General features: G+C 61.8%; 26 protein-coding genes. 16 read left to right on the top strand and 10 right to left on the bottom strand.

The genetic code is table 11. The annotated features are described in order from the left end of the window. Positions 1-30 precede the first annotated feature (30 nt). A complete protein-coding gene (gene sppA / locus K663_RS06075; protein WP_062115404.1) occupies positions 31-1917 on the top strand; it encodes a signal peptide peptidase SppA in 1887 nt (628 codons plus the stop codon). A gap of 214 nt (positions 1918-2131) precedes the next feature. Here the strand turns inward: sppA and K663_RS06070 are convergent, their stop codons facing one another. The 4 genes from K663_RS06070 to K663_RS06055 form a co-directional block, all read right to left on the bottom strand. After that, positions 2132-2767: a trimeric intracellular cation channel family protein gene (locus K663_RS06070; RefSeq protein WP_062115401.1), complete on the bottom strand. Its 636-nt coding sequence runs from the start codon at positions 2765-2767 to the stop codon at positions 2132-2134. 124 nt (positions 2768-2891) lie between these two features. After that, positions 2892-3437: a glutathione peroxidase gene (locus K663_RS06065; RefSeq protein WP_062120445.1), complete on the bottom strand. Its 546-nt coding sequence runs from the start codon at positions 3435-3437 to the stop codon at positions 2892-2894. 41 nt (positions 3438-3478) lie between these two features. Further along, positions 3479-4204: a VIT1/CCC1 transporter family protein gene (locus K663_RS06060; protein WP_062120442.1), complete on the bottom strand. Its 726-nt coding sequence runs from the start codon at positions 4202-4204 to the stop codon at positions 3479-3481. Between the two features lie 26 nt (positions 4205-4230). After that, the gene (locus K663_RS06055; protein WP_062115393.1) at positions 4231-6012 is read right to left on the bottom strand and encodes an ABC-F family ATP-binding cassette domain-containing protein; all 1782 of its coding nucleotides are present in this window, start codon (positions 6010-6012) and stop codon (positions 4231-4233) included. A gap of 141 nt (positions 6013-6153) precedes the next feature. Between K663_RS06055 and K663_RS06050 the strand changes: the two genes are divergently transcribed. The 5 genes from K663_RS06050 to K663_RS06030 all read left to right on the top strand — a co-directional run bounded on the left by K663_RS06050 (position 6154) and on the right by K663_RS06030 (position 9742). Beyond that, positions 6154-6882, top strand: a complete 729-nt coding sequence (locus K663_RS06050) for an SIMPL domain-containing protein (RefSeq protein ID WP_062115389.1) — start codon at positions 6154-6156, stop codon at positions 6880-6882. A gap of 46 nt (positions 6883-6928) precedes the next feature. Then, positions 6929-7264, top strand: a complete 336-nt coding sequence (locus K663_RS06045) for a hypothetical protein (protein ID WP_062115387.1) — start codon at positions 6929-6931, stop codon at positions 7262-7264. Positions 7265-7299: 35 nt separating this feature from the next. Beyond that, the gene (locus K663_RS06040; protein WP_062115384.1) at positions 7300-7965 is read left to right on the top strand and encodes a response regulator transcription factor; all 666 of its coding nucleotides are present in this window, start codon (positions 7300-7302) and stop codon (positions 7963-7965) included. Between the two features lie 113 nt (positions 7966-8078). Then, positions 8079-9383, top strand: coding sequence for a sensor histidine kinase (locus K663_RS06035; protein ID WP_062120439.1), 1305 nt, complete (start codon positions 8079-8081; stop codon positions 9381-9383). Continuing rightward, positions 9383-9742: a YbaN family protein gene (locus K663_RS06030; RefSeq protein ID WP_062115381.1), complete on the top strand. Its 360-nt coding sequence runs from the start codon at positions 9383-9385 to the stop codon at positions 9740-9742. Before K663_RS06035 ends, K663_RS06030 begins: the two co-directional genes overlap by 1 nt. A gap of 1 nt (position 9743) precedes the next feature. On the opposite strand, the gene K663_RS06025 is transcribed toward K663_RS06030, so the two are convergent. Beyond that, positions 9744-10967, bottom strand: a complete 1224-nt coding sequence (locus K663_RS06025) for a polyhydroxyalkanoate depolymerase (RefSeq protein WP_062115378.1) — start codon at positions 10965-10967, stop codon at positions 9744-9746. A gap of 125 nt (positions 10968-11092) precedes the next feature. Here K663_RS06025 and K663_RS06020 point away from each other — a divergent pair, with 125 nt between their 5' ends. Then, a complete protein-coding gene (locus K663_RS06020; protein WP_062115375.1) occupies positions 11093-11749 on the top strand; it encodes a glutathione S-transferase in 657 nt (218 codons plus the stop codon). 14 nt (positions 11750-11763) lie between these two features. Here the strand turns inward: K663_RS06020 and K663_RS06015 are convergent, their stop codons facing one another. The 3 genes from K663_RS06015 to acnA form a co-directional block, all read right to left on the bottom strand. Further along, a complete protein-coding gene (locus K663_RS06015) occupies positions 11764-12465 on the bottom strand; it encodes a glutamine amidotransferase (RefSeq protein WP_062115372.1) in 702 nt (233 codons plus the stop codon). 71 nt (positions 12466-12536) lie between these two features. Next, positions 12537-12794, bottom strand: coding sequence for a CBU_0592 family membrane protein (locus K663_RS06010; protein ID WP_062115369.1), 258 nt, complete (start codon positions 12792-12794; stop codon positions 12537-12539). 182 nt (positions 12795-12976) lie between these two features. Then, positions 12977-15646, bottom strand: coding sequence for an aconitate hydratase AcnA (acnA, locus tag K663_RS06005; RefSeq protein WP_062115366.1), 2670 nt, complete (start codon positions 15644-15646; stop codon positions 12977-12979). Positions 15647-16051: 405 nt separating this feature from the next. On the opposite strand from acnA, the gene K663_RS06000 reads away from it, so the two are divergent. Next, a complete protein-coding gene (locus K663_RS06000; protein ID WP_062120436.1) occupies positions 16052-16318 on the top strand; it encodes a hypothetical protein in 267 nt (88 codons plus the stop codon). Positions 16319-16348: 30 nt separating this feature from the next. Here K663_RS06000 and K663_RS05995 read toward each other — a convergent pair whose 3' ends face one another. Then, entirely contained in the window at positions 16349-16552 is a 204-nt protein-coding gene (locus tag K663_RS05995) for a DUF5818 domain-containing protein (protein ID WP_062115361.1), read from the bottom strand. 4 nt (positions 16553-16556) lie between these two features. Next, entirely contained in the window at positions 16557-16742 is a 186-nt protein-coding gene (locus tag K663_RS05990; protein WP_062120434.1) for a DUF1328 domain-containing protein, read from the bottom strand. A 226-nt stretch (positions 16743-16968) separates the two neighbouring features. On the opposite strand from K663_RS05990, the gene K663_RS05985 reads away from it, so the two are divergent. The 8 genes from K663_RS05985 to K663_RS05950 all read left to right on the top strand — a co-directional run bounded on the left by K663_RS05985 (position 16969) and on the right by K663_RS05950 (position 25264). Beyond that, positions 16969-17715 (top strand): DUF4198 domain-containing protein, encoded by a 747-nt coding sequence (locus K663_RS05985; protein ID WP_062115358.1) that lies wholly within the window; start codon positions 16969-16971, stop codon positions 17713-17715. Positions 17716-17741: 26 nt separating this feature from the next. Further along, a complete protein-coding gene (locus K663_RS05980) occupies positions 17742-18122 on the top strand; it encodes a hypothetical protein (RefSeq protein ID WP_062120431.1) in 381 nt (126 codons plus the stop codon). Between the two features lie 8 nt (positions 18123-18130). Beyond that, a complete protein-coding gene (locus tag K663_RS05975) occupies positions 18131-18859 on the top strand; it encodes a HupE/UreJ family protein (RefSeq protein ID WP_083535841.1) in 729 nt (242 codons plus the stop codon). Position 18860: 1 nt separating this feature from the next. Next, a complete protein-coding gene (locus tag K663_RS05970; protein WP_062115355.1) occupies positions 18861-19484 on the top strand; it encodes a hypothetical protein in 624 nt (207 codons plus the stop codon). 25 nt (positions 19485-19509) lie between these two features. Further along, positions 19510-20721 carry a DUF1624 domain-containing protein gene (locus tag K663_RS05965; protein WP_083535840.1) on the top strand — a complete coding sequence of 404 codons (1212 nt, stop codon included), beginning with the start codon at positions 19510-19512 and terminating at the stop codon, positions 20719-20721. Between the two features lie 337 nt (positions 20722-21058). Continuing rightward, positions 21059-23188: a TonB-dependent siderophore receptor gene (locus K663_RS05960; RefSeq protein ID WP_062115352.1), complete on the top strand. Its 2130-nt coding sequence runs from the start codon at positions 21059-21061 to the stop codon at positions 23186-23188. A 100-nt stretch (positions 23189-23288) separates the two neighbouring features. Further along, positions 23289-24341, top strand: a complete 1053-nt coding sequence (locus K663_RS05955) for a PepSY-associated TM helix domain-containing protein (protein WP_235589532.1) — start codon at positions 23289-23291, stop codon at positions 24339-24341. Beyond that, positions 24338-25264 carry a 2-hydroxyacid dehydrogenase gene (locus K663_RS05950; RefSeq protein ID WP_062115349.1) on the top strand — a complete coding sequence of 309 codons (927 nt, stop codon included), beginning with the start codon at positions 24338-24340 and terminating at the stop codon, positions 25262-25264. Before K663_RS05955 ends, K663_RS05950 begins: the two co-directional genes overlap by 4 nt. Positions 25265-25339 lie beyond the last annotated feature (75 nt).

Below are 25339 nucleotides of genomic sequence, written 5' to 3'. Positions count from 1 at the left end.
CGAAGGACATCTGGAAAAGGAACCGGCAACTTGGCATTTGTGAAGGGCGTTTGGCGCATATTGGTCGCGATCAAGGACGGGCTGGTGCTGCTGTTCCTGCTCGGCTTTTTCGGCCTGCTCTATGCCGCGCTTTCCTGGTCTCCCAAGCCTGCCCGCAGCGTGAGCAGCGGGGCGCTACTGCTGAAGCTGGACGGCACGATTGTCGAACAGCCTGCGGAGATGGACCCCTTTTCGCTGCTCGCCGGGTCCGGGCCGGACATGAAGGAATATCGCCTGGCCGACATCGTCACCGCGCTCGAAGCGGCGAAGACGGACAGCAAGGTCAAGGCGGTCGTTCTGAACCTGGACGGCTTCATGGGCGGTGGTCAGGTCGCCCTGTCCCGTGTCGGCAAGGCGCTGGACGCCGTGCGCGCAGCGAAGAAGCCGGTCTTCGCCTTCGCCACCATCTATACCGACGACAGCTACCAACTGGCGGCCCATGCCAGCGAGACATGGGTCGATCCGCTGGGCGGGGTCGCCATATTGGGCCGGGGCGGGTCGGGCCTCTATTACAAGGGGTTGATCGACAAGCTGGGCGTCAACACCCATGTCTATCGCGTCGGCACCTACAAGAGCTTCGTCGAACCCTTCATCCGCACCGACCAATCGCCCGAGGCGCGACAGGCCAATCAGGCGCTGGCTGACACATTGTGGCAGGACTGGCAGGATGAAGTATCCAAAGCACGGCCCAAGGCGAAGCTGGCGGCCTATGTCGCCAATCCGGCGGCCGCGGCGGAGGCTGCGCGCGGCAATCTGGCCAAGGCGGGGCAGAATGCAGGGCTGATCGACCGGCTGGGCGATGAAGCAGCCTTTGGCGAGCGCGTGGCCCAGGTCGCGGGCGAACCATCGGACGATCGCGCCGGGGACTTCGCCAGCATCGATCTCACCACCTATGCAAAGGCCCATAGGCCAGCGAATAATGGCCAGATCGGTGTCATCACCATTGCGGGAGACATCGTCGATGGCGAGGCCGGCCCCGGCAGCGCGGCTGGCGACACCATCTCAGCCCTGCTCTACAAAGCCCTGTCGGAGAAGGATTTGAAGGCACTCGTCGTGCGTGTCGATTCTCCGGGCGGATCGGTGATGGCGTCGGAAAAGATCCGGCAGGCCATATTGGAGGCAAAGCGCGAAGGGCTGCCGATCGTAGCCTCTATGGGCAATGTCGCGGCGAGCGGGGGCTATTGGGTTTCGACTCCCGCCGATATGATCTTTGCCGAACCCGGCACGATCACGGGTTCGATTGGCGTTTTCGGTATCTTGCCCAGCTTTGAAGGAACGCTGGCAAAGATCGGAATTACTACCGATGGCGTGCGCACCACGCCGCTGTCCGGCCAGCCGGACCTTGCGGGTGGCACGACGCCCGAATTCGACCGCATCATGCAGATGGGGGTCGAGGACATCTATGGCCGCTTCGTCGGCCTGGTCGCCAAGGCGCGAGGCAAATCGCCCCAGCAGATCGACGCGATCGCACAGGGCCGCGTATGGGACGGCGGCACCGCGCGGCAGATTGGCCTCGTCGATCGCTTCGGTGGGCTGGAGGACGCGATTGCCGAAGCCGCAAAGCTCGCCAAGCTCGATCCCGCCAAGGCGAAGGCCTATCGGATCGAAAAGGAACCTGACAAATTCGCTGAGTTCATCCAGTCGATGACGGAACGCGAAGACGAAGATGCAGAGACCGGCCGCGACATGCTGAGCCGTCAGGCGATGATCCAGCGCCGCTGGGCCATGCAGGCGATTGCGGACGTTCGCGGCTTGCTAAGCGGCGCAGGCATGCGCGCCGATTGTCTCGAGTGCCGGGGCTATGGCGCGCCGAGGGCTTCGAGTTCCGCTGATGAGCGGGGGCTGATGGCGCTGATTGGTGCGTGGTTGCGGGGGTGAGTTGGGCGAGAGTGGGTTCGACTGCTGACGACCAATGCGGGCCTTATTCCCCCTCCCGCTGGCGGAAGGGGGCTAGGGGGTGGGCTTGCACAAGGTTGCGACGGCCCACCCCGCTGCGACTAAATTCGCTCCGCTCATTAAGTCTCGCTGCCCCTCCCGCAAGCGGGCGGGGAATGGGTAAGCTACCGGTCTACAAGCCACCCAAATCGACCAATCACTCATCCCGATAAACCGGCAGCCCCAGCCCGCGCAGAATGGCGATCGCCCGCAGCAGAAAGCCCAGCAGCGCCGCGATGACGCCTGCGACAGGCACATCCATTCCCCACCAGTGCAGCAGCACAAAAAGGCCCGAGGCGAAGGCGGCGGCGGTGACATAAAGTTCGGGCCGCAGCAGGATGGACGGTTCATGCGCCAGCAGATCGCGCAGGATGCCGCCCACGCAAGCGGTCACAATGCCCATCATCGCCGCGACAAAGGGCGGAACGCCATAGCTCATCGCCTTGGCCGCGCCGAACACCGCGAAGGCTGCCAGCCCGATGGCGTCGAGCCAGTCAAGCGCGCGGTCGCTCCATAGCCGCCGGGGCGTGAACCAGACGAGCAGCGCCGCGATCATGCATGTGACGGCTGGGACCGGATCATGCACCCAGAAAACCGGCGCACCGATCAACAGATCGCGCAGCGTGCCGCCCCCTACCCCTGTCACCAGCGCAAAGAAGGCGAAGGTGACGAGCGTCTGGCCCAGCCGTGCGGCGGCCAGCGCACCGGACGCAGCAAAGACGAAGATGCCCACGATGCTCAATGTTTCGAGCACCGGCCCGATTTGATGAAGGGCGATGGCATGTGGCAGCATGATGCGAGTTAGCCCTCGCCACCCCTGCCTGTCGAGGGGCGGCGAAGGAGAGTTTCCAGCGCCGCCGCTCCTTTATGCTGGTTGGCGGGCGGTTCGTACGGTCTGAACTAAAGACCGCCTCACTTCACTTCGCGAGTTCAGCCTCGATCGCAGCCACCAGCGCCGGGTCGTCCGGCGTCGTCGCGGGGGCGAAGCGCGCGGCCACAGTGCCGTCCTTTGCGATCAGGAACTTTTCGAAATTCCACAGCACTTCAGGCTCTTGGGTCGGCGTCATGCCATAGCCTTTCAGCTTCTCGCGGAAGGCATCACCCTCGCCCTGCGCCTTGGGCTGCTGGCTGGTGAGCGCGGCATAAAGCGGGTGCTTTTCCGGGCCGGTCACGACGATCTTTTCGAACATCGGGAAATCCACGCCGAAATTGGTGGTGCAGAAGGTCGCGATCTCGTCATTGCTGCCCGGCTCCTGCGCACCAAAATCATTGGCGGGAAAACCGGCGACGACCAGACCTTTGTCCTTATAATCGCGATAGAGCTTTTCCAGCCCTTCATATTGCGGCGTGAGGCCGCATTTGGAGGCGACGTTGACCGCCAGAACGACCTTACCGCTATAGTCGGACAGGCTGGCATCTGCGCCCTTTATCGTCTTCAACGGAATTTGCTGGATCGCAGTCATGATCGTCTCCTTGGGATTTTGGAACGGGGCGGACCTTGCCATCATATCGCAGCGCCGAAAAGCCTTCCGGCTCCCGCCGTCACCGCCATCGCCAGCATGCCCCAGAACACGACCCGCCCGACCGACCGGACGATCTTGCCGCCGCCCAGACGCGCGCCAACATATCCCAGCAACGCCAGGCACAGCAGCGAGGTCACAACGACGACGACAAGAGCCACTGGTGCCGGGCTGACCGCAGCGGCGAGTACGGGGGCGACAGCACCCGCCGAAAAGGTCGCGGCGGACGTCAGCGCCGCCTGCACCGGCCGCGCGGTGCTGATTTCCGAAATGCCAAGTTCATCGCGCGCATGGGCGGCCAGCGCGTCGGCCTCCATCAACTGCCGCGCGACCTCTTCCGCCAGTTCAGGCTTCAGGCCACGCTCGACATAAATGTTGCGCAACTCCTGCAATTCGACGTCAGGCTGCTGCGCTATCGCCCTTTTTTCCTTGGCAAGGTCAGCGCGCTCCGTGTCGGACTGCGCGCTGACGGACACATATTCCCCGGCCGCCATCGACATTGCGCCCGCAAACAGCGCGGCTATTCCCGACAACAGGATAACGTCGGACGACGCGCCTGAAGCAGCGATGCCCGCAAGCAGGCTGGCGGTCGAAACGATGCCGTCATTCGCCCCCAATACAGCGGCGCGCAGCCATCCGACGCGGTTGACATAATGGACGGCATGATGCGCCTGCGCCTGTTCAAGCGCGCCTGCTGCTGTTCCTTCCATCGTCACCATCGTCAGATCCCCTGTCGTCAGCCGTTCAATCCCTCGGCCTTTTCCGCCAGTTCCAGCCAGCGTTCCTCCGCCGCATCCTTGTCGGCGCGCGCCTGCTCTATCGCCTTGGTCAGGGCCGCGAACCGGTTGGGATCGCGACTGTAGAGAGCAGGGTCGGCCAGCGCATCTTCGTCACGCGCGATGGCCGCTTCCAGTTCCTCGATCTTGCCAGGCAGCAGATCCAGATCGCGCTGATCCTTGTAGGTCAGCTTGGTCGCTGCGGTCCTGGGCGGCGGCGGGGCAGCAACGCCCTTCTTTTCCGCACGGGGCGCGTTCCTGGGCTGGCGCTTGGCGACCCAGTCGGCATAGCCGCCGACGATGACATCCACCTGCCCCGACCCGTCGAGGCCAAGCGTCACGGTCACCGTCCGGTCGAGGAAATCGCGGTCATGGCTGACGATCAGCACCGTGCCGTCATAGTCGGCGATGACCTCCTGCAGCAGGTCCAACGTTTCCAGGTCAAGGTCATTGGTCGGTTCGTCGAGCACCAGCAGGTTCGATTCGCGGGCAAACTCCCGCGCGAACAACAGGCGTGATCGTTCGCCGCCAGACAACGTGCCAACCCGCGCTTCCGCCAGCGAAGGATCGAACAGAAACTCCTTCAGATAACCGTGAACATGCTTTCGCACCCCGCGCACGTCGATCCAGTCGCCGCCTTCGGCCAATATGTCGCGCACGCGCTTATCGGGCTGCATCAGGCTGCGTTGCTGGTCGATGAAGATCATGTCGAGCGACTTGGCCTGCCTGACGACGCCGGAATCCGGGGCCAGTTCACCGGTCAGCAGCTTGAGCAGCGTCGTCTTGCCCGCGCCATTGCCGCCGACGATCCCGATCCGGTCGCCACGCTGAATACGCAGGGTGAAGTCCTTGATGACCGTGCGGTCACCAAAATTCTTGGTGACTTGCTCGGCGGTGATGACGCTCTTCGTCTTGCTGTCATCTGCGGCAACCGCGATCTTCGCCACGCCCTGCGGCCCGACCATCGCAGCACGCTGGGCGCGCATTTCCCACAATTTCGCCAGACGTCCCTGATTGCGCTTGCGGCGGGCGGTGACGCCGCGCTGCAACCAGTGCGCCTCCAGCTTCAGCTTGGCGTCAAGTTTCTCGGCGGCGCGGGCCTCCTCGGCATAGATCGCCTCCATCCAATCCTCGAAACCGCCAAAGCCGATCTCGTTGCGCCGGATCGATCCCCGATCCAGCCACAGCGTCTGCCGCGTCAGCCGGGTAAGGAAGGCGCGGTCGTGGCTGATGACGATGAACGCCCCGTTATAGCGGGCTAACCACCCTTCCAGCCAGTCGATAGCATCAATGTCGAGATGATTGGTCGGCTCGTCGAGCAGCAGCAGGTCGGGCTCGCTCGCCAGCGCACGCGCTATGGCGGCGCGGCGACGCTCGCCCCCGCTCGCGGTCGCCGCCTCGCGCGACAGGTCGATGCCCAACTGGCTGGCGATCGCCTCCACCTCATGCGCGGGCGGCGCGTATTGCCCTGCCAGCGCAAAGTCCCGCAGCGTCGCAAATCCCAGAACATCGGGATCCTGCTCCAGCATGATGACGCGCGCGCCGGGACGGACCGACCGATTGCCTTCATCCGGTTCCACCTGGCCAGCGATCAGCTTCAGCAGCGTCGTCTTGCCCGCCCCGTTGCGCCCGATCAGCGCCAGCCGATCCTTCTCTCCCACAAAAATATCGAGATGACGGAAAAGCCAGTGGGTGCCCTGGCTGAGGCCGAGATTTTCAAAGGCGAATATGGGTGCGGGCATGGCCGTGCAGCTAGGGCTTCCTGCGCGCTGCGGCAAGAGCGCGTGGAACCGGAAGCTGACCAAAGGCTTTCAACGTGTGTCAGCGTCCGTTCATCGCAAGCGTCACAAACAGGGCGCTCGCTTTCCAAGGAGATAAGCTCAATGAAGTCCGCCCTCGCCATGATGGCCCTTGCCGCCGCCTCGCTGCCCGCCATGGCGGTCGCGCAGACCAGCGTGACTATCGCCGAAACAGCTCCGGTCGTGACGCTGAACGTCACCGAAACGGTGGAAGCCGCGCCCGACCAGGCTGTCGTGGGCACCGGCGTCCAGACGCGCGCGCCGACCGCAACGCAGGCGATGCGCGAAAATGCGGCGAAGATGGAACGCCTTGTCGCCACCCTGGCCAAATCCGGGATCGCCAAGAAGGATATTCAGACAAGCGGCATCAATTTGAGCGCGCAATATGACTACAGCAATCGCGACGGTCAGCCCTCAGCGCCCCGATTCATTGGATATGAGGCCTCGAACCAGCTCACGATCAAGTTGCGCGATATCAAGAAGGTGGGACCGCTGCTCGATACACTGGTCGAGGCAGGCGCGACCAATGTGAACGGGCCGACCTTCTCCATCGAAGATCCCACGCCCATGCTGGCCCAGGCGCGGGCGGCCGCGATGAAAAGCGCAAGGATGCAGGCCGACTTCTACGCCCAGGCCGCCGGATACGGATCCGCCCGGCTGTTGACCATTTCGGAAAGCAACAGCGGCGGCAATCCCCCGATGCCGATGATGACCCAAAGGTTCAAGGCGGATTCAGCCGCCGCGACGCCGGTCGAACCCGGTCAGGTGGGATCGTCGGTGACATTGACCGTTCAATACGCCCTGGAGCGCTGATCCGGCGCAAATCAACGCATTCACGCCACCATTCACCACCTGTTCAATGCCTTGCCGCTATGGCATGCCCATGACGATGAAGCATAGCATCCTGTTTACCGGCCTGGCAGTGATCGCGGTGGTAGTGGCCTCGGCTCCCCATGCTGAAGCACGTCAGCGGGACGAACAGGATGCGGCACGGCGCGCGATGCTGGATGGGCAGACCATGCCCTTCTCCCTCATCAAGCGCCGGGTCGATGCCGCCATGGGCGGTGCGACCTATCTCGGCGCCGAATTCAATCCTTCGTCCAACCGCTACCGGTTGAAATATGTGAAGGATGGCAAGGTGGTTTGGGTTGATGCGGACGGGCGCACAGGCGATATAACCGGTAGGGCGCACTAACGCGCCAAAGGTATAATACAAAGAAACGGGGCCATATGCGTCTGCTGATCGTCGAAGATGAACCGAGCCTCGGGCAACAGCTCCGCAATACGCTGGAAGGCGCTGGCTATGCCGTGGACCTCGCGACGGATGGCGAGGACGGGCATTTTCTGGGCGCTACCGAAAATTATGATGCGGTTGTGCTGGACCTGGGCCTGCCAACCATTGACGGCCTGACCGTGCTGGACCGCTGGCGCAAGGAAGGCCGGGCATTTCCAGTGCTGGTATTGACGGCGCGTGACAGCTGGTCGGACAAGGTCGCGGGCCTGGATGCGGGCGCGGACGACTATCTGGCAAAGCCTTTTCAGAGCGAGGAACTGATCGCTCGCCTGCGCGCGCTCATCCGCCGGGCGTCGGGCAACGCGTCCAGCGAACTGACTGCCGGGGACGTGCGGCTGGACACGCGATCAGGCAAGGTCACGCTGAAAGGCGAGCCGGTAAAGCTGACCGCGCAGGAGTATAAGCTGCTGTCCTACCTGCTTCATCACAAGGGCAAGGTGGTCAGCCGCACCGAACTGATCGAGCATATTTACGATCAGGATTTCGACCGCGATTCCAACACGATCGAAGTGTTCGTGACGCGCATCCGCAAAAAGCTGGGCGCGGATGTCATCACGACGATCCGTGGCCTTGGCTACAGCCTGGATGAGCCGGGCCGCTGACCGCGATCCCTCTCCGATCAACGCGACCAGGGTCGGCATAAAGCGCCATGGCCAGCCAATCGGAACCTCTCGCGCATCCCGCGGTCCATTCTACAGGGTCGCTCAGCCGCCGCATGATCGGCATCGCGGCGCTGTGGATCAGCGTCCTGCTGCTGGGCGGCGGACTAGCGCTCGACCGGGTTCTGTCGGCGGCCATCACGCGCAATTTCGATGATGGCCTCAACTATGTGCTGACGGCGATGATCGCATCCGCCGAAATCGGCCCGGACGGCGAAGTGCTGTTCAACCGGCCTCTCGCCGACCAACGCTTTCTGGAGCCCAATAGCGGCCTTTATTACCAGATCAGCGCGAAGGGGCATGAGGACTGGCGATCGCGATCCTTATGGGACCGCGCGCTCAAGGTGCTGCCGGAGCATGAAGACCGTGGTTTCCATGTCTATGACAGCAAGCAGTTTCCTGGCGAGGACCTGCGGATCATGGAGCGGACGATCGTCCTCCCCGGCTCCAGAACCCGCTGGCTGTTCATGGTCGCTGCCGCCCGCGCGGGTTTGGACGATCAGATCCGCGCATTGCGATCCACCCTGACGCAGAGCTTCGCGCTGCTGGCGCTGGGCCTGATCGTGCTGACGACGCTTCAAACGCTCTACGGGCTGCGGCCGCTCCGCCGGGTGCGCAAGGAAATCGTCCGCATGCGCACCGGCGACAAGAACCGTGTGACCGAACCGATGCCGGCCGAAGTGCTGCCCATGGTCGAGGAACTGAACGCCCTGCTCGCCCATAATGAACGGCAGGCCGAAGAGGCGCGCACTCATGCCGGCAATCTCGCTCACGCGCTGAAGACCCCACTGACGGTAATCATGAATGCCGCGACCGCCCAGGCCGACGATCTGGGCGAAACGGTGATCCGCGAAGCCACCACCATGCGCCGTCAGGTCGATCATCATCTCGCCCGCGCGCGCGCCGTCGGGCGGCGTGGCGCGGCCCAGAGCCGGGCGGAGGTATGGGCCAGCCTGCAGGCTGTCGAGCGTGCGGTTCAGCGCCTCTACCCCGAAGCGCGCATCGACATGGATGGCGACAAGGAAGCCGCCGTTCGCGTCGAGCGGCAGGACCTGGACGAAATGCTCGGCAACCTTATCGAAAATGCCGCCAAATATGGCGGCGGCAGCGTGTTCGCGACGGTAAGCCGCGTTGGCGGCATGGTCGAAATCATGGTCGAGGACGATGGCGAGGGCATCCCGAAGGAAGAACGCACGCGTATCTTCGATCGTGGCGTCCGGCTCGATTCGGGAAAGCCTGGCACAGGCCTTGGCCTCGCTATCGTGCGCGACGTCGCGGAAATCTATGGCGGCGCGGTCAGCATGGAGGAAAGCGAAGATCTGGGCGGCCTGCTGGTGCGGCTTCGCCTGCCGGCGGTCTGATGCGGCGCACGCTTTATCTGGGCGGTGGATTTATCGCTCTGGCGCTCGGCGCAGTGGGCATCTTCCTGCCATTGCTGCCGACGGTGCCCTTCATGATCCTGGCCGCGTTCTGCTTTGCCCGGTCAAGCCCGGCGCTGGAAGCGAGGCTTCTTGATCATCGTCATTTCGGGCCGCACATCCGCCGTTGGCGTGAACAGGGTGCAATCAGCCGCCGCGGCAAACGCGCGGCCCTCTTGGCTTTTGGATTCAGCGCACTGCTGGCTGTTCTTCTTGTGCCCTTTCCCTGGATGCTGATCCCGGTGGCAGCGGCGCTGATCGGCGGCACATGGATCTGGGGCCGCCCGGAAGGCGGCGCTTAGGTCAGTTCATCGTCAGGATCATGTTGCGGACCTGCGGAAAGACTTCCTTTTCCCACTTGCTGCCGGAAAAGACGCCATAATGGCCCGCGCCGATCTGCAAATGGTGGCGCTTAAGGTGCGGGCGCAGGCCCGTGCATAGCGCATGGGCGGCGGCGGTCTGGCCTACGGCGCAGATATCGTCCCTCTCACCCTCGACCGTCAGCAACGCGGTCTTGCGAATCGCGCCCGGATTGACCAGGCGGCCCCGATGCTCGAGTTCACCCTTGGCGAGCAGCATCCGCTGGAAGACGCGATCGACGGTTTCCAGGTAGAATTCGGCGGTCATATCCAGCACCGCGAAATATTCCTGGTAAAAGCTCTTGATCTTTTCCGCTTCCACATCCTTGCCGTCGGCGAGCAGTTGATACAATTCCCGGTGCTGCGCGCCGTGGCGTTCCAGATTCATCGACATGAAAGCTGATAGCTGCAGGAAGCCCGGATATACCTTTCGCCCCGCGCCCGGATAGCGCAGCGGTACGCGAGTAATCAGGTTCATTTCGAACCATTCCATCGACCGCTCATTGGACAGTTCATTGACCGCCGTCGGCGCAGCACGAGGGTCGATCGGACCGCCCATCAGCGTCATGGACCGTGGCGTCGCAGCGTCGTCATCCTCCGCCATCAGTGCGACGGCGGCAAAGGCGGGAACGCAGGGCTGGCACACCGACAACATATGGGCGCCCGGACCCATTTCCTGCAGGAAGGTGATCAAATAGTCGACATAGTCGTCAAAGCCGAAACGACCCGCCGAAGACGGCACGTCGCGCGCATTTTTCCAGTCGGTGATATATACGTCATGGTCGCGCAGCAATGTGCGCACCGTACTGCGCAGCAATGTCGAAAAGTGGCCGGACATTGGCGCGACCAACAGGACGCGCGGCTGTTCCGTTCCAACATCGTCCTTCGCAAAATGGAGCAGGTTGCCGAACGGCAGGTCAAGCAGCACCTCTTCTCGCACCGCAGCAAGGGCGTTGCCGCAGCGCACTTCTCCAATATCGTAGGCCGGGCGCTTGTGGGTCAGCCTCGCCCCCTGGAAGACATCCATCAGGGCGAACATGCGGCGGGACATGGGCCAGTCAGCTGCCGGACCCATCTTGTCACGCAATCCCAGGGCCAATTGCGCGCCGAAGCGGGCCGGGGCCAGCATGTCTTCCAAAGCCTGGTAGCCGTTATACAGCATCATCATAATATGAATGGTGCCCCAAAATGTTCCCCCGGGCCGATTCGGCCCCTTCCGTTCATTTATACCGCTTTTTGTATATTGCACCGCATCATGTTTGATGAAAGATAAGAATGAGTGGGAGGAATGTCATGGCCACAGCGGAACTGACTATATCAAGCAAGGTATATTCCTCATGGTCGCTGAGGGGGTGGCTGCTGTGCCGATTGGCAGGGCTGCGCGTCTCTGAAAAGATGATCGCGCTGGAAAATCCGGAAAACCGGGCCGAACTGCTGCTGCTCACCCCTTCGGTGCTTGTACCCCGCCTTACCCATGAGGGCGCGAGCGTATGGGACACGCTGGCGATCGCGGAATATCTGCACGAACTCTATCCCAATACGGGCATGTATCCCAAGGACCGGATCGCCCGCGCGCATTGCCGGTCGATATCGGGTGAAATCCATTCCGGCTTCGCAAACCTGCGGTCCGCTTTGCCGATGAACCTGAAAATCAGGCACAAGAAATTCCCTATCTTTTCAGGCGCTAAACCCGACATCGAACGAGTCGAGGCAATCTGGACCGAATGCCTTTCCAGCTATGGTGGCCCCTGGCTGTTCGGTGACAGCCCTACGGTTGCCGACGCCATGTTCGCGCCGGTAGCCCAGCGTTTCCTGACCTATGCGGTCCCGCTGTCGGACAAGGCGGCGGGCTATTGCGACACGATCAACAGCTGGGATCTGATGCGCGAGTGGATAGATGACGCGCGCAACGAGCCTGACGAGGTGGAAGAACTCGACATCGAGTTCTGATCCTCAGTCGCCGGTCAGACCCGCAACTGGGCAAGCCAGTCCCCGATCATGGATCGGCCCGCCGCGACCGCGCCGGGGCCGTGCTCATCATGATCACGCCGCAGCGCCACGCCGCACTGTTTGGCGATGTCGAGATCGGCCCAGAAATGGGTCAGCCAATCCTCGAACCGTGGATCCTCGCCCATTTCGGCGTGAAACTGCAACGCCAGCAGGTTGGGCCCCCGCCGAAATGCCTGATGTTCATAGGCCGATGTGGATGCCAGTAGCTCAACGCCACGCGGCAACTCGAACGTATCGCTATGCCAATGCAGCACCGGCACATCCTGAAGATGCCGAAGCGGCGAATCGACGCCCGCGCCATTCAACATGGCCGGCGCGAAGCCCAGTTCCATGCTGTGTCCCGGATAGACCCGCGCGCCGAGGGCGGCCGCAATCATCTGACTGCCAAGGCATACGCCCAGCGTCGGCAAATCCTGTTCCAACCGGGCGGCGAGCTTGCCGATCTGCACCGGTATCCATGGATGCAGGTCATGCTCATAGACTCCCATCGGCCCGCCCATCATGATGAGCAGGTCAGGCGTGCACAGATCGACATGATGAAATTCGGGGCTGGCGACATCGACCCGCTCGATCTCATAACCAGCGGCCTCGATCGGCTGGAGATACCCAGCCGCTCCTTCTCGCGGCACGTGACGGACGATAAGCGCTCTTTTCATTGCCAGGCGACTCCTAGCCAATCGGCGCAGCGGCCACCACCTCAGCCTTTCTTGCGGGAATGATAATCCTGCTATTGGCCGCCGGGCGCCTTCCTTCGGCGGATCCGCCACAGCGCCACGAAACCGATGCAGCCCCAGATGATGTTCAGCACCATCGATGGAATGGCTCCATGCCACCAGGTATTCAGCACGAAGAAGGTGGCGCCCAGGGCGTTCATCCACTGGAAGGCAGCAGAACCACCTGACAAACGCCCGATCGACACGAGAATATAGGCGCCCAGGATCAGGAGCGCGCCGATCCAGCCGGCCAGTTCCACGAAAATCGCCACGTGCCCCCCTGCCTCATCATCTCCCCGCTATTGCCGAGAGACCATTCTGCCAGATCCCGCGACAGCTTGTGGGACACCGTGGATGCTGAAACAAGCTGTGCATACCACGCGCAGGCGCACCGCATATAAAAAAGGCCCCCTCCATCCGAAGGGGGCCTTTTTCAAATCAATTGGTCAGCGGATCAGGCTGCCAGCTTGCGCAGAACATATTGCAGGATGCCGCCGTTCAGGAAGTAATCCAGTTCGTTGACGGTGTCGATGCGGCAGAGCGCGGTGAAGGTGAAGGTCGAGCCATCGGCGCGCTTCACGAGCACATCGACATCCTGACGGGGCTTGAGGCCGGAAACATTCTGGATGGTGAAGGTCTCGTCACCCGTCAGGCCCAGCGTGTCCTTGCTCTCACCATTCTTGAACTGCAGCGGCAGCACGCCCATGCCGACCAGGTTCGAACGGTGGATACGCTCGAAGCTTTCGACGATGACGGCGCGGACGCCGAGCAGGTTGGTGCCCTTCGCCGCCCAGTCGCGCGACGATCCGGTGCCATATTCCTTGCCACCGATGACGACCAGCGGCGTGCCGTCGGCCTTGTGCTTCATCGCCGCGTCATAGATCGGCATGACTTCGCCATCATAACGGGTCATGCCGCCTTCGACGCCGTCCAGCATCAGGTTCTTGATGCGGATGTTGGCGAAGGTGCCGCGCATCATCACTTCATGATGGCCGCGACGCGCGCCGTAGCTGTTGTAATCGGCCTGCGCCACCTGATGTTCGCTCAGCCACTTGCCGGCCGGCGAGGTCGCCTTGATCGAACCAGCAGGCGAAATGTGGTCGGTGGTGATCGAATCGCCAAAGACCGCGAGCGGCTTGGCTTCGATGATATCGTTGACCGGCGCCGGGGTCATGCTCAGACCCTCGAAATAGGGCGGGTTGGCGACGTAGGTCGAACCCGCGCGCCAGGCGTAGGTTGCCGAACCGGTAACGTCGATCGCCTGCCAGTGCACATCGCCCTTATAGACGTTGGCGTAGCGTGCCTGGAACATCGCACGATCCATGCAGCCAGCCATCGTGGTCGCGACTTCGTCATTGGTCGGCCAGATGTCCTTCAGATAGACGTCCTGACCATCCTTGCCCTTGCCGATCGGGGTGGTGATGAAGTCCTCGATCACCGTGCCCTTGAGCGCATAGGCCACGACGAGCGGCGGGCTGGCAAGGAAGTTGGCGCGCACGTCGGGCGACACGCGGCCTTCGAAGTTGCGGTTGCCGGAAATGACAGCAGCGGCGACCAGGCCATTTTCATTGATCGCCTTGCTGATCGGCTCGGCCAGCGGGCCGGAGTTGCCGATGCAGGTGGTGCAGCCATAACCAACCAGATTGAAGCCAACGGCGTCGAGATGCGACTGGAGGCCAGCCTTCTCCAGATAGTCGGTAACGACCTGCGAACCCGGCGCAAGCGAGGTCTTGACCCAGGGCTTGGGCTTCAGGCCCAGTTCGTTCGCCTTCTTGGCGACCAGACCGGCGGCGACCAGGACGCCGGGGTTCGACGTGTTGGTGCAGCTGGTGATCGCGGCGATGGTGACGTCGCCGTCACCGATGTCGAAATCCTTGCCTTCAACAGGAACGCGCTGCTGCGCCTTCTTGTAGACGTTCGCCATGTCGGCGTTGAACACATCATCGACTTCCGGCAGCGACACGCGGTCCTGCGGACGCTTGGGACCGGCAAGGCTGGGGACGACGGTGGCGAGGTCCAGTTCCAGCGTGTCGGTGAAGACCGGCTCGACGGCGGGGTCGATCCAGAAGCCCTGTTCCTTGGCATAGGCTTCGACCAGCGCGATATTCTCGTCGGTGCGGCCTGTCAGACGCATGTAATCCAGCGTCTTGTCGTCAATGCCGAAGAAGCCGCAGGTCGCGCCATATTCCGGCGCCATGTTAGCCAGCGTCGCGCGGTCGGCCAGCGACAGCGAAGCGAGGCCAGGGCCGAAATATTCGACGAAGCGGCCGACCACGCCCTTGGCGCGCAGCATCTGCGTAGCGGTCAGCACCAGGTCGGTGGCGGTCACGCCTTCCTTCAGCTCGCCGGTCAGCTTGAAGCCGACGACTTCGGGGATGAGCATGGAAACGGGCTGGCCCAGCATCGCCGCTTCGGCCTCGATGCCGCCCACGCCCCAGCCCAGAACGCCCAGGCCGTTGATCATGGTGGTGTGGCTGTCGGTGCCGACGCAGGTGTCGGGATAAGCGACGGTCACGCCGTCAGGGCCTTCGCTCGACCAGACGGCCTGCGCGATATTTTCCAGGTTCACCTGATGGCAGATGCCGGTGCCCGGGGGCACGGCGTAGAAGTTGGCAAGGCTCTTGCTGCCCCACTTCAGGAAGTCGTAGCGCTCCATGTTGCGCTGATATTCGATTTCCACATTCTGCTCGAACGCCTTGGGCGTACCGAATTCATCGACCATCACCGAGTGGTCGATGACGAGGTGGACGGGAACCTGCGGGTTGATCTTGCTGGCATCGGCGCCCAGCGCGGTCATCGCGTCGCGCATCGCGGCCAGATCGACGACGCAGGGAACGCCGGTGAAATCCTGCATCAGCACGCGGGCGGGGCGATACTGGATCTCGCGCTCGGCCTTGCCCTTGTCCTTCTGCCAATCGACGATCGCCTGAACGTCCTCAACCGTGACGGTGACGCCATCTTCGAAACGGAGCAGGTTTTCCAGCAGCACCTTCATCGAGAAGGGAAGACGCGATACGTCGCCCAGCTTGGCCGCGGCCTTCTTCAGCGAATAATAGGCAATGTCCTTGCCCCCGACATTCAAAGTGTCGCGCGTGCCGAGTGTATCCTGTCCGATGGCGGTCATGAGTCGTGCGTCTCCTCGCATTGCCCCAGCCAGGAGCGGGAGGAAAACGACATTCCACCATATGTCCGCCGCACCGTGAAGAACCAGGCTGGCAGGATGGCGGGATGCGCCCCAACCGATGGCCGAAGCGGGTATGTCCCTTGATGCGCGCCGCCATAGCGCCTGCTCGCCTCAAGTCAAATGCGAAGGCGCGAAATGGGACGTTCGGCGAATCTTTCTTGTAGACGCCGCGGTCGCGCAGCGGATACATTGAGCCGTGGCCGCGTTCTGCAAAAGAGCGGGCTTCCATGATACCCAAATGGGTCGCACGCTCTGACGTTTGTCGCTGCATCAATTCGGCATTGAAATTATTTCTGAAATTCTACGCCCGATGCCCGAGAATATATGTCTGAGGAGGAAGAGACGATGCGCCCAGTTTCGAGCCTCGCGACCGGCAAGTCTTTTGACCCGGCCCTAAGGGGATACATAATCCATTATCATATGGGGGAAGCCAATCATTGCCCCAGTTGCGGCCGCAGCCAATGGCTGGTGGGCCGCATAATGGCCGAATGCGCCTATTGCGAAACCGCATTGCCGCTGGAAAACAACCGGGGCGTGGGCGCTTGCGCGCGCTTCGTCCAGACCGATGCGGCTGTCCAGCCTGTCGGCCGGAGCGGGCCACTGACCGCCTGACCGTCCGACGCTCGCTGTCGCAGGATGAACTCAGGCGGCAGCGACGCCTTCCACTTCGACCACGCCGTCCCCTGCGTAAAACCCCTGCACGCGCACGCGCTTTTCGACATGGTCTACCGGCACGCGAAGAAGCACGAGCCGGAATGTTCCGCCCAGGTCGCGCTGGAGCAGAAAACCGGACTCGTCACGCAGCAGCCTGCCCGTTTCATCTACTCCAGCGCCAATGTCGATCATCGCCCTAGTCTATGGCGTTCTTGATGCCTTTTCCAGCCAGCAGGCCAAGGACCAGGAAAATCACGAACAGCGCGATAGCCAGGAAGAACAGGATCTTGGCAATCCCCACGAAAGTGCCCGCAGCGCCGCCGAAGCCAAGAATGGCCAGCACGGCGGCGATGACGAGTGAGATGATGGCGAGCCGGATCATCATACAATCCTTCTTGTGAAATCAGCTATGTATCTGAAACGGCTGATACGCTTGCCAGTTCCGCCCGCTTTGACTGCGCGTGTAGAGAAGGCAGCGGCAAGCCTGCGCATTTTGGCGGCGCCTTTTGACAGAATCTGCTCCCGCAACCGCCCAATTCGGCATCCATCGGCATGCCGGAGCCATAGCCTGTCTTCAATTGGTCATAATGTCTCATGGGAGCACGCCGATGAAGTTCACTCGCCTGATTTCCGCCACCTTGTGCGCAGGAACGCTTCTCGCAGCGGCCACCCCGCTCAGCGCACACGGCATCTGGTTTGCCCAGCGCGCGCGCCAGCTTGCTCTGGTCTATGGCGTCGGCGCCGATGATCTGGACGCGGTCAAACGCCTGCCGCTGATCAAGGCCGTAACCGGCTATGACGAGGATTGGACGCCGGTCGCCACCCGCCTGCGTGAAGCAGGCGCGATTCCCGTCGTCGATAGCGATGAGCCCGTCGCGGCCGTCGCCGCTGTCATGGACTACGGCCTTTGGAGCAAGACCCCGGACGGCAAATGGCACAACAAGGGCCGTGACGAGGTGCCCAACGCCGCCCTTGCCGAACATAACTGGAAATATGCCGTCCACCTGAACCAGATCCCCAAAAGCCAGGTGCCGCTGTTCGAAGGACATACACTGCAACTCGTCCCGGTCGGCGCCACCATCCCTCAGAAGGCTGGCGAACCGATCAAGGTGCGCGCCTATTATCAGGGCAAGCCGATGGCTGGCGTGACGGTCATGTCGGACTATGTGAACGATCCTGACGAAGTTGGTCCCGCAAAGACCGCAGCCGACGGCACCGCGACCATCAAGGTCCGCAACCAGGGCATCAATGTGCTGATGGCCATCTATGTTGGCGCGTCGGACAACAAGGCGAAGGCTGACCACAGCGAATATCGCGCGTCGCTCTCCTTCGTCCTGCCGCATCTGCCGGAATGATCCCCATCCATCAGGAGTTCAAGCATATGAAAACCGATATCTTCCGCACCGGCATCGCCGCCCTCGCCCTGATTGCCGCCCCGGCAATGCTTCACGCCCATGGCAGCATGAAGCCCCAGCATGGCGGCATGGTCCAGATGACCGGCGAGACCATGTTCGAACTGGTAACCGGCCCCAGAGGCGTCGACGTCTACCTCAGCGAAGAGGATGAGCCGATGCCCACCGCAGGCTTCACGGCCAAGCTGACACAGACCGCCGCGGGCAAGAAGACCGAGGCGGCGCTCAAGCCCGCAGGCGGCAACAAGCTGTCCGCACCGGGCTTCAAGGCGGCCAAGGGCGCGAAGATCGTCGTCGCCCTGGTCGACAAGAGCGGCGCCAAGACCTTCGCCACCTTCCAGACCAAGTAAGGCAGTCCATGCACAGCGCGCCCCACCCCCCGCTCCTCTCCCCCAGCATGCGGCGGGTCGCGCTGCTGCTGATCGGGATGGCGCTGGCGCTCATGAGCTCGACGCTCTGGGCGCATGGCGTCAACGAAAATGACAGGGCGTTCATTGAAGGCGCTTCGGGCGTCAACATCATCCCCTATATGTACCTGGGCGCCAAGCACATGGTCACGGGATATGACCATCTGCTCTTCCTCGCCGGGGTCATATTCTTCCTTTACCGGCTAAAGGACGTCGGTGCCTATGTGACGCTGTTCGCCATCGGACACAGCACCACGTTGCTGCTCGGCGTCATCTTCGACATTCGCGCCAACCCCTTCATCATCGACGCCATCATCGGTCTTTCGGTGGTGTACAAGGCGATCGACAATCTCGACGGCTTCCGCACATGGTTCGGCGTGTCGCCCAATCCGAAGGCCGCCGTGCTGATCTTCGGCTTCTTCCACGGCTTCGGCCTCGCAACGAAGCTGCAGGAACTCACGCTGGCGAAGGACGGGATGATCCCCAACCTCATCAGCTTCAACATCGGCGTCGAAATGGGCCAGTTCATGGCCTTGGCTATCATCCTGCTGCTGATGAACCTGTGGCGCATGAGCGACAGCTTCCGCCGCAGCGCCATCGTGGCCAATGCCGCCCTGATGACCGCCGGCTTCGTCCTAATCGGCTTTCAGCTAGCCGGATATTTCACGGAAGGTGCCTGACATGAACACGCAGACCATCACCGCATTGCCGACACAGATTTCGCCCTCCTCCTCGACATTGGCCAAGGCGACCGGTGGGGCGGTCATCGCTGCCGCCGCTATCCTGACCCTGTTCGTGCTTCCCGCAGAATATGGTGTCGATCCGACCGGCGTGGGCACCGCGCTTGGCCTCACCGGCATGGTGTCGGGCGAAGCGCAGGAAGCCGCGCCCGCAGGCGCAGGTGCAGGCGCAGCCGCACCTGCGACCGGCGAGGTCGCGATCCCTACCAAGGATAGCATTTCCAGGTCAGCTGCCTGGCGTCAGGACGAAATGACCATCACGCTGGAGCCGCACAGCGGCCAGGAAGTGAAGGCGCACATGACCAGGGGCGACAGCTTCGTGTTCCAGTGGAAATCGACCGGCCCGATCAAGGCGGAGATGCATGGCGAAAAGGTCAATGCCGCGGAAGGCGAGTTCACCGACTATTGGAAGGAACTGGAATTGACCGGCGGCCAAGGCGATTTCACCGCCCCCTTCGAAGGCACGCACGGCTGGTATTTTCGTAACAAGGGCGACACACCCGTCACCGTAACTGTCAAGACAGTCGGCTTCTACAAGGATCTCTTCCAGCCCAAGGGCGAGTGAACTAAACCAAGGACAGGACAGCGCCATGAGCAGTATTGCGGGCCAAGCACCCTCCATCGGCCTTCGGGCCACGGCATCTCCCGTCGCTGCGGCCAAGGCGCGGACGCGACTGATTGCGATCGACGCGCTTCGCGGGCTCGTGATGCTGTTCATGCTTGTGGATCATGTGCGTGAAACATGGTTCCTGCATTTGCAGGTAACCGACCCGGTCAATGCAGTCACGACCGATCCGGGCCTGTTCTTCACCCGCCTGCTATCGACCTTCTGCGCACCTACCTTTGTGGCGCTCACCGGCCTGTCCGCCTGGCTCTACGGCCAATCACACAGCAAGGGCGAGGTATCCGAATTCCTGTTGAAGCGGGGCCTGTTCCTGATCTTCCTGGAATTTACCATCGTCTGTTATGCTTGGCCCACCCAGGCCAACAGTTTTCCGCCTCCAACCATCTGGCTGCAGGTAATTTATACCATCGGCATCAGCATGATCGCGCTTGCCGCCCTGCTGCACCTGCCCCGCCCCGCGCAGTTCGCGCTCGGCCTTGCGATAGTCTGCCTGCATAACCTGCTTGACCCTATCCGCCTGACGCCGGATTCGCCCTTTTTTATCCCCTGGGCGATGCTGCACCAGCGCGACAAGTTCGAGTTGGCGGGTATCATGTTCAAGACGACTTATCCGGTCCTGCCGTGGATCGGCGTCATTCTGCTGGGCTATGCCTGCGGCCCTTGGTTCGCGCGAGGCACCGATCCCAAGCCGCGCATCAAGCGGCTGGCCATGCTGGGCCTTGGCCTCCTCGTCGGCTTCCTCGTCATCCGCACGTTGAATTTCTACGGCGACAAGCCCTGGTTCATCGCAGAAACTCCGCTGCGCACCCTCATGAGCTTTCTGGCGCTGACGAAATACCCGCCATCGCTGCTGTTCCTGATGGTGACGGTCGGCACCGGATGCCTGCTGCTTGCAGCGTGCGAAAAATATGAGAGCAGCAAGGCTATGCCCGCACTCGCAATGCTGGGTGGCGCGCCGATGTTTTACTACGTCCTCCACCTTTATACGCTCAAGCTGCTCTACAACATCGCGATGCTGCTTTACGGCCCCACAAAAGGCGCGGTGTTCGGCGTCGATCAATTGCGCTGGGTCTGGATCTGGGTCTTCATCCTGATCCCGGTCCTTTATTTCCCGACCCGCTGGTTTGCGCAACTGAAACAGCGGCGGAAGGATATTTGGTGGCTTAAGTACCTCTAATATAAGGTTCCTGCAAACTCAGGCCGCCCTCCCCCCGGAAGGCGGCCTTTCTCTTGGGTTATTGCCGGTTCGAAATGATAAAAGCAGGGCGGCATTTTCACCTGTCCGGCACCCTGAAATTCAATATTATGCGCCGCGCGCGCCCCGAAGTTTGACGTAATATTTCTGCAATGCGCGCCTAGCCTCCCATTGAGACAGAGGTGGCAAATCACCCAGTGGACCGGCCCCCGATAAGAAGGACACAAATGATGTCCCATGGAGAGAAAATAAAATATCGGCCGGCTCACCCCGTTTCGCAGGACAATTGGGAACAGCGATAAACATAGGGGTAAGCATCATGCGCACACATACTGCAATTCGACTGGTGCTCGTCGCCAGTGCGGCCACCATCGCATTTGCGCCGGGGGCCTTTGCCCAAGCGCCAGCATCAGCGGACAATCCGGACATTGTCGTCACGGGCCTGAAACGCCAATATTTCGGCGACACGCCGGTCAAGGAAATCCCGCAGGCGGTCCAGTTCCTGGAAGGCCAGCTGCTCGACGACCTCAACATCACGCGCCTCGACACCGCCCTGGAACTCGCAAGCGGCGTATCGAAGCAGAATAATTTCGGCGGGCTTTGGGACAGCTTCGCGATCCGCGGCTTTGCGGGCGACGAAAATTTCCCAAGCGGCTTCCTGGTCAACGGCTTCAATGGCGGCCGTGGCTATGGCGGCCCGCGCGACGCATCGAACGTCGAACGCATCGAAGTGCTCAAGGGGCCGAACGGCGCCCTTTTCGGCCGCGGCGAGCCAGGCGGCACGATCAACATCGTGACCAAAAAGCCGACCTTCAAGGAAGGCGGCAGCTTTTCCGTATCTGCCGGCAGTTGGGAAACCTACCGTATCGAAGGCGACTATAACCTGCCGCTCAACGACAGCATCGCCCTGCGCATCAATGGATCTTCCGAACAGGCCGACAGCTTCCGCCACACGGTGGAAACACAGAAATATACCCTGACGCCGTCTTTTCTGGCGAAACTGTCGGACAGGGACATCTTCACCTACGAACTGGAATATGTGAAGCAGGAAGTCCCGTTCGATCGCGGCGTAGTGGCGATCCCGACGGTCGGCCTCGACGGCACGACCAGCTATAATCTGGGCGCCATCCCCAATTCGCGCTTCCTGGGCAACCCCAATGACGGTCCTATCAAGATCGGCGTGCTGGGCCATCAAGCGCAATATCAGCACGACTTCAGCGACGATTGGACGCTGATGCTTGGTGCTGGATATAAGGACACCACGTTTGAAGGCTATTCAAGCGATCCGGAACTGGCGCTGGGCCGTCAATTGATCGACAATGACGGACGCACCCTGTCGCGCCAGCGCCGTTACCGCGACTACAGCACGACCCACATGGTGTTCCGTGGCGAAATCAGCGGCAAGCTGGAAACCGGATCCATCGTCCACAACATCCGCATCGGCGGAGACTGGGATCGCTTCAAGATCGACACGTTCCAGACCCGCTATCGCCCCAGCGCTGCGGATCAGTCCTATTCGATCGACATCTTCAACCCCGATTATAACATCATCGCGCCAATACCGAACGCGACGATCCAGGATTCGACCGAAGTCCAGAAGGCCTGGGGCATCTATGCCCAGGACCAGATCGAGATCAGCGAACAGCTCAAGGTGCGGTTCGGCGGTCGCTACGATGATTTCAGCCAGAATATCGACAACCGACTGGGGGCCACCAACCCTGCGTCCTACACCAAGTTCAGCCCGATGGCGGGACTTGTGTTCGAACCGACACGAAGCCTGTCCTTCTACGCCAGCTATGGCAAAGGTTTCCGGCCGAACAGCGGCGTCGATGTGAACAACAATCCCTTCGCCCCGGAAATCAGCGAAAGCTATGAAATCGGTGCAAAGTTCGTGACGCCCGATGGCCGGATCACCAGCACGCTCTCGCTATACAAGATGAAGAAGAGCAATGTCCTGACCGCCGACCTGCTGACCGGCCTGTCAGTGGCGGTTGGTGAGGCCAAGAGCCAGGGCGTGGAGTTCGACGTCAACGCCAAGCTGCCCGCCGGGTTCGAACTGTTCGCAACCTATGCCTATACCGATGCAGGCTGGGCGGACGATTATCCCTTGGCCGGAGTGCTCAAAAATGATCCGCTGATCAATATTCCCAAGCATCAGGCCAACATCCTGCTGTTCAAGAATTTCTCGATCGGCGATCATGAGGCAATGCTGGGCGCGGGTGTCACGCATCTCAGCAAGCGCCTTGGCCAAACGGCGGCGGATTTCTATCTGCCGAGCTACACGATCGCCAAGGTGTTGGGATCGTTCAACATCACCGAGCAGATCAAGCTGTCGGCGGATGTGAACAACCTTTTCAACAAGAAATATTACGCCAGCTCCTATTCGGCGCTGTGGATCCAGCCGGGCATGCCGCGGCAGTTCACCGTCCGGGCGACGTTCGACTTCTAATGCCCTAGAAATTCGGAACTTGCAGTTCCGATGGCCGCCGGTGACCAGCCCCTCCAAGCCTGAAGGTCACCGGCGGTTTTTTGCATTTTTGTCGAGGGACATGATGAACCGGGCGCACCTGTTTCGCATCCACAAATATGTTGGCCTTGCCATGGCTGCGCTGCTGCTGGTTCAGGCCCTGACCGGGGCATTGCTGCTCTATCGCGGCCCCGCAGCCCGCTGGATCGACCCTGCGGGCATGGTCGGCCATGGCAGGTCCGCCGCCATCTCCGCGGGGTCTGTAGTGGTTCGGGCAGAAGGCGCATTGCCCAGCTTCCATGTCGTACGTCTGTTCGCACCTGACGCCGATCAAGGGGTGTGGTTGGCCGAACTGGACAACGATTCCGGGGCTGTGCGCTTCGCATCCATCGACCCTGCGGACGGCAAGCTGCTGCGCACCGGACCCCTATGGCGCTTCCCGGTCGAAGCCGCGCTGCAACTCCACTATCGGCTGATGGCGGGCAAAGCGGGGATGACGATCATCCTGCTCAACGCGCTGGCGCTGCTGACCATGGCGGTGACTGGTCTCATCTATTGGTGGCCCCGGCGGGGGCCGGTTTCCAGGCATCTGTCGATCCGCTCGGACATGGCGGCACGGCTGATACTGCGGCAGGCGCATCGCACCTTGGGCGTTGTCATGTCGGCGCTGCTGGGCTTCATGGCCGTGACCGGACTGCTACTTATCGTTCCCGAGTTGATCGAGACCACAAGTCCGACCTTGCACCGCACGACCGCAAGCCCCGCCGCGATCGATCGCGGCCTGGCGCTGGCGCAGACTGCGTTCCCGCAAAGCCCGCTGCGTGACATCCGCATCGGCGCCGATCGCCTGACCGTCAATTTCCACGCGCCGGAGCGCAATCCCCGTGCCGTCCATCGCGCTGTTGTCGCGATCGACGCTCCCCGCATCATCGACGCGACGCGCGCCGAAAATAACCGCGCGCTCTGGATGACGGTGTTGCCGCTTCATACCGGTAACCGTTTCGGCGCGACCGGGCCGATCGTGGTAATGATCGCCGCCCTGGCGCTTCTCGCCCTTTCCTTCACCGGGCCGATTATGTGGTGGCAGGCAAGGAGCCTGCGCCGCCGGTCCATCAACAACAGGCAAACCGCATGACCCTGCTTTATACCTCCAGCCCGGAGCGGAGAGATATCTGGCGCGAAATTTTCGCGGCGGAAGCGCCCGGCACCACATTCGTGACGCTGGAGGAAATGGCTGATCCCGCCAAGGTCCGTTATCTGGCCGCGTGGGATCCATCGGTTGAACTGCTGGCCAGTCTATCGGGTCTGGAAGTCCTGTTTTCGGTCGGTGCGGGCGTCGATCAATTCGACATGAGCAAGCTGCCGTCCCGCGTACGGCTGGTCCGCATGATCGAACCCGGCATTGTCGAGGGCATGGTTGAATATGTCTGCGGAGCGGTGCTGGCGACGCATCGCAACTTCATCGACTATGCCCTCGCGCAACGCGAACATCGCTGGATGCAGATCAACCTGGTCCCGGCCGCCGAGCGCCGCGTGGGCGTAATGGGCCTCGGACAGTTGGGGCAGGCCGTGTTGACCGCGCTTCGCCCGTTCGGCTTTCCATTATCGGCGTGGAGCCGGACGCCCCGTCAGGTGGAGGGCGTGAACGGTTACGCAGGCGAAGCGGAAATGGCCGCCTTCCTGGAAAAATGCGACATCCTCATCTGCCTCCTGCCCCTTACAAATGAGACACGCGGCATTTTGTGCCGGGACGCGCTGTCCCAGCTGCCTCGCGACGCGGCGCTTATCAATGTCGGGCGTGGCGGTCATCTGGTGGAGCAGGATCTGCTGTCCCTGCTTGACGAAAGGCATCTTTCGGCCGCGATACTGGACGTCACAGATCCCGAACCATTGCCGCAGGATCATCCCTTCTGGGATCATCCGCGCATCATGCTGACGCCCCACATCGCCAGCATGACCCGCGCGGATACTGCCGCTCGCGCGCTTATCGCCAATATCCGCAGGCATGAGTCAGGCCAGCCGATGGAAGGCGAAGTCAGCCGCGAGCGGGGCTATTGAGCCGTCAATATTATCTGCCGCACGCTGACCCCATCAGCATTCTGGCGGCCTTGATCGCTACCCCGGCGGCGCTTC

The sequence above is a fragment of the Sphingobium sp. MI1205 genome, from assembly GCF_001563285.1.
Lineage (GTDB): Bacteria > Pseudomonadota > Alphaproteobacteria > Sphingomonadales > Sphingomonadaceae > Sphingobium.
The sequence above is the reverse complement of the archived record's forward strand: the minus strand, read 5'-3'. Positions and strand labels throughout refer to the sequence as shown.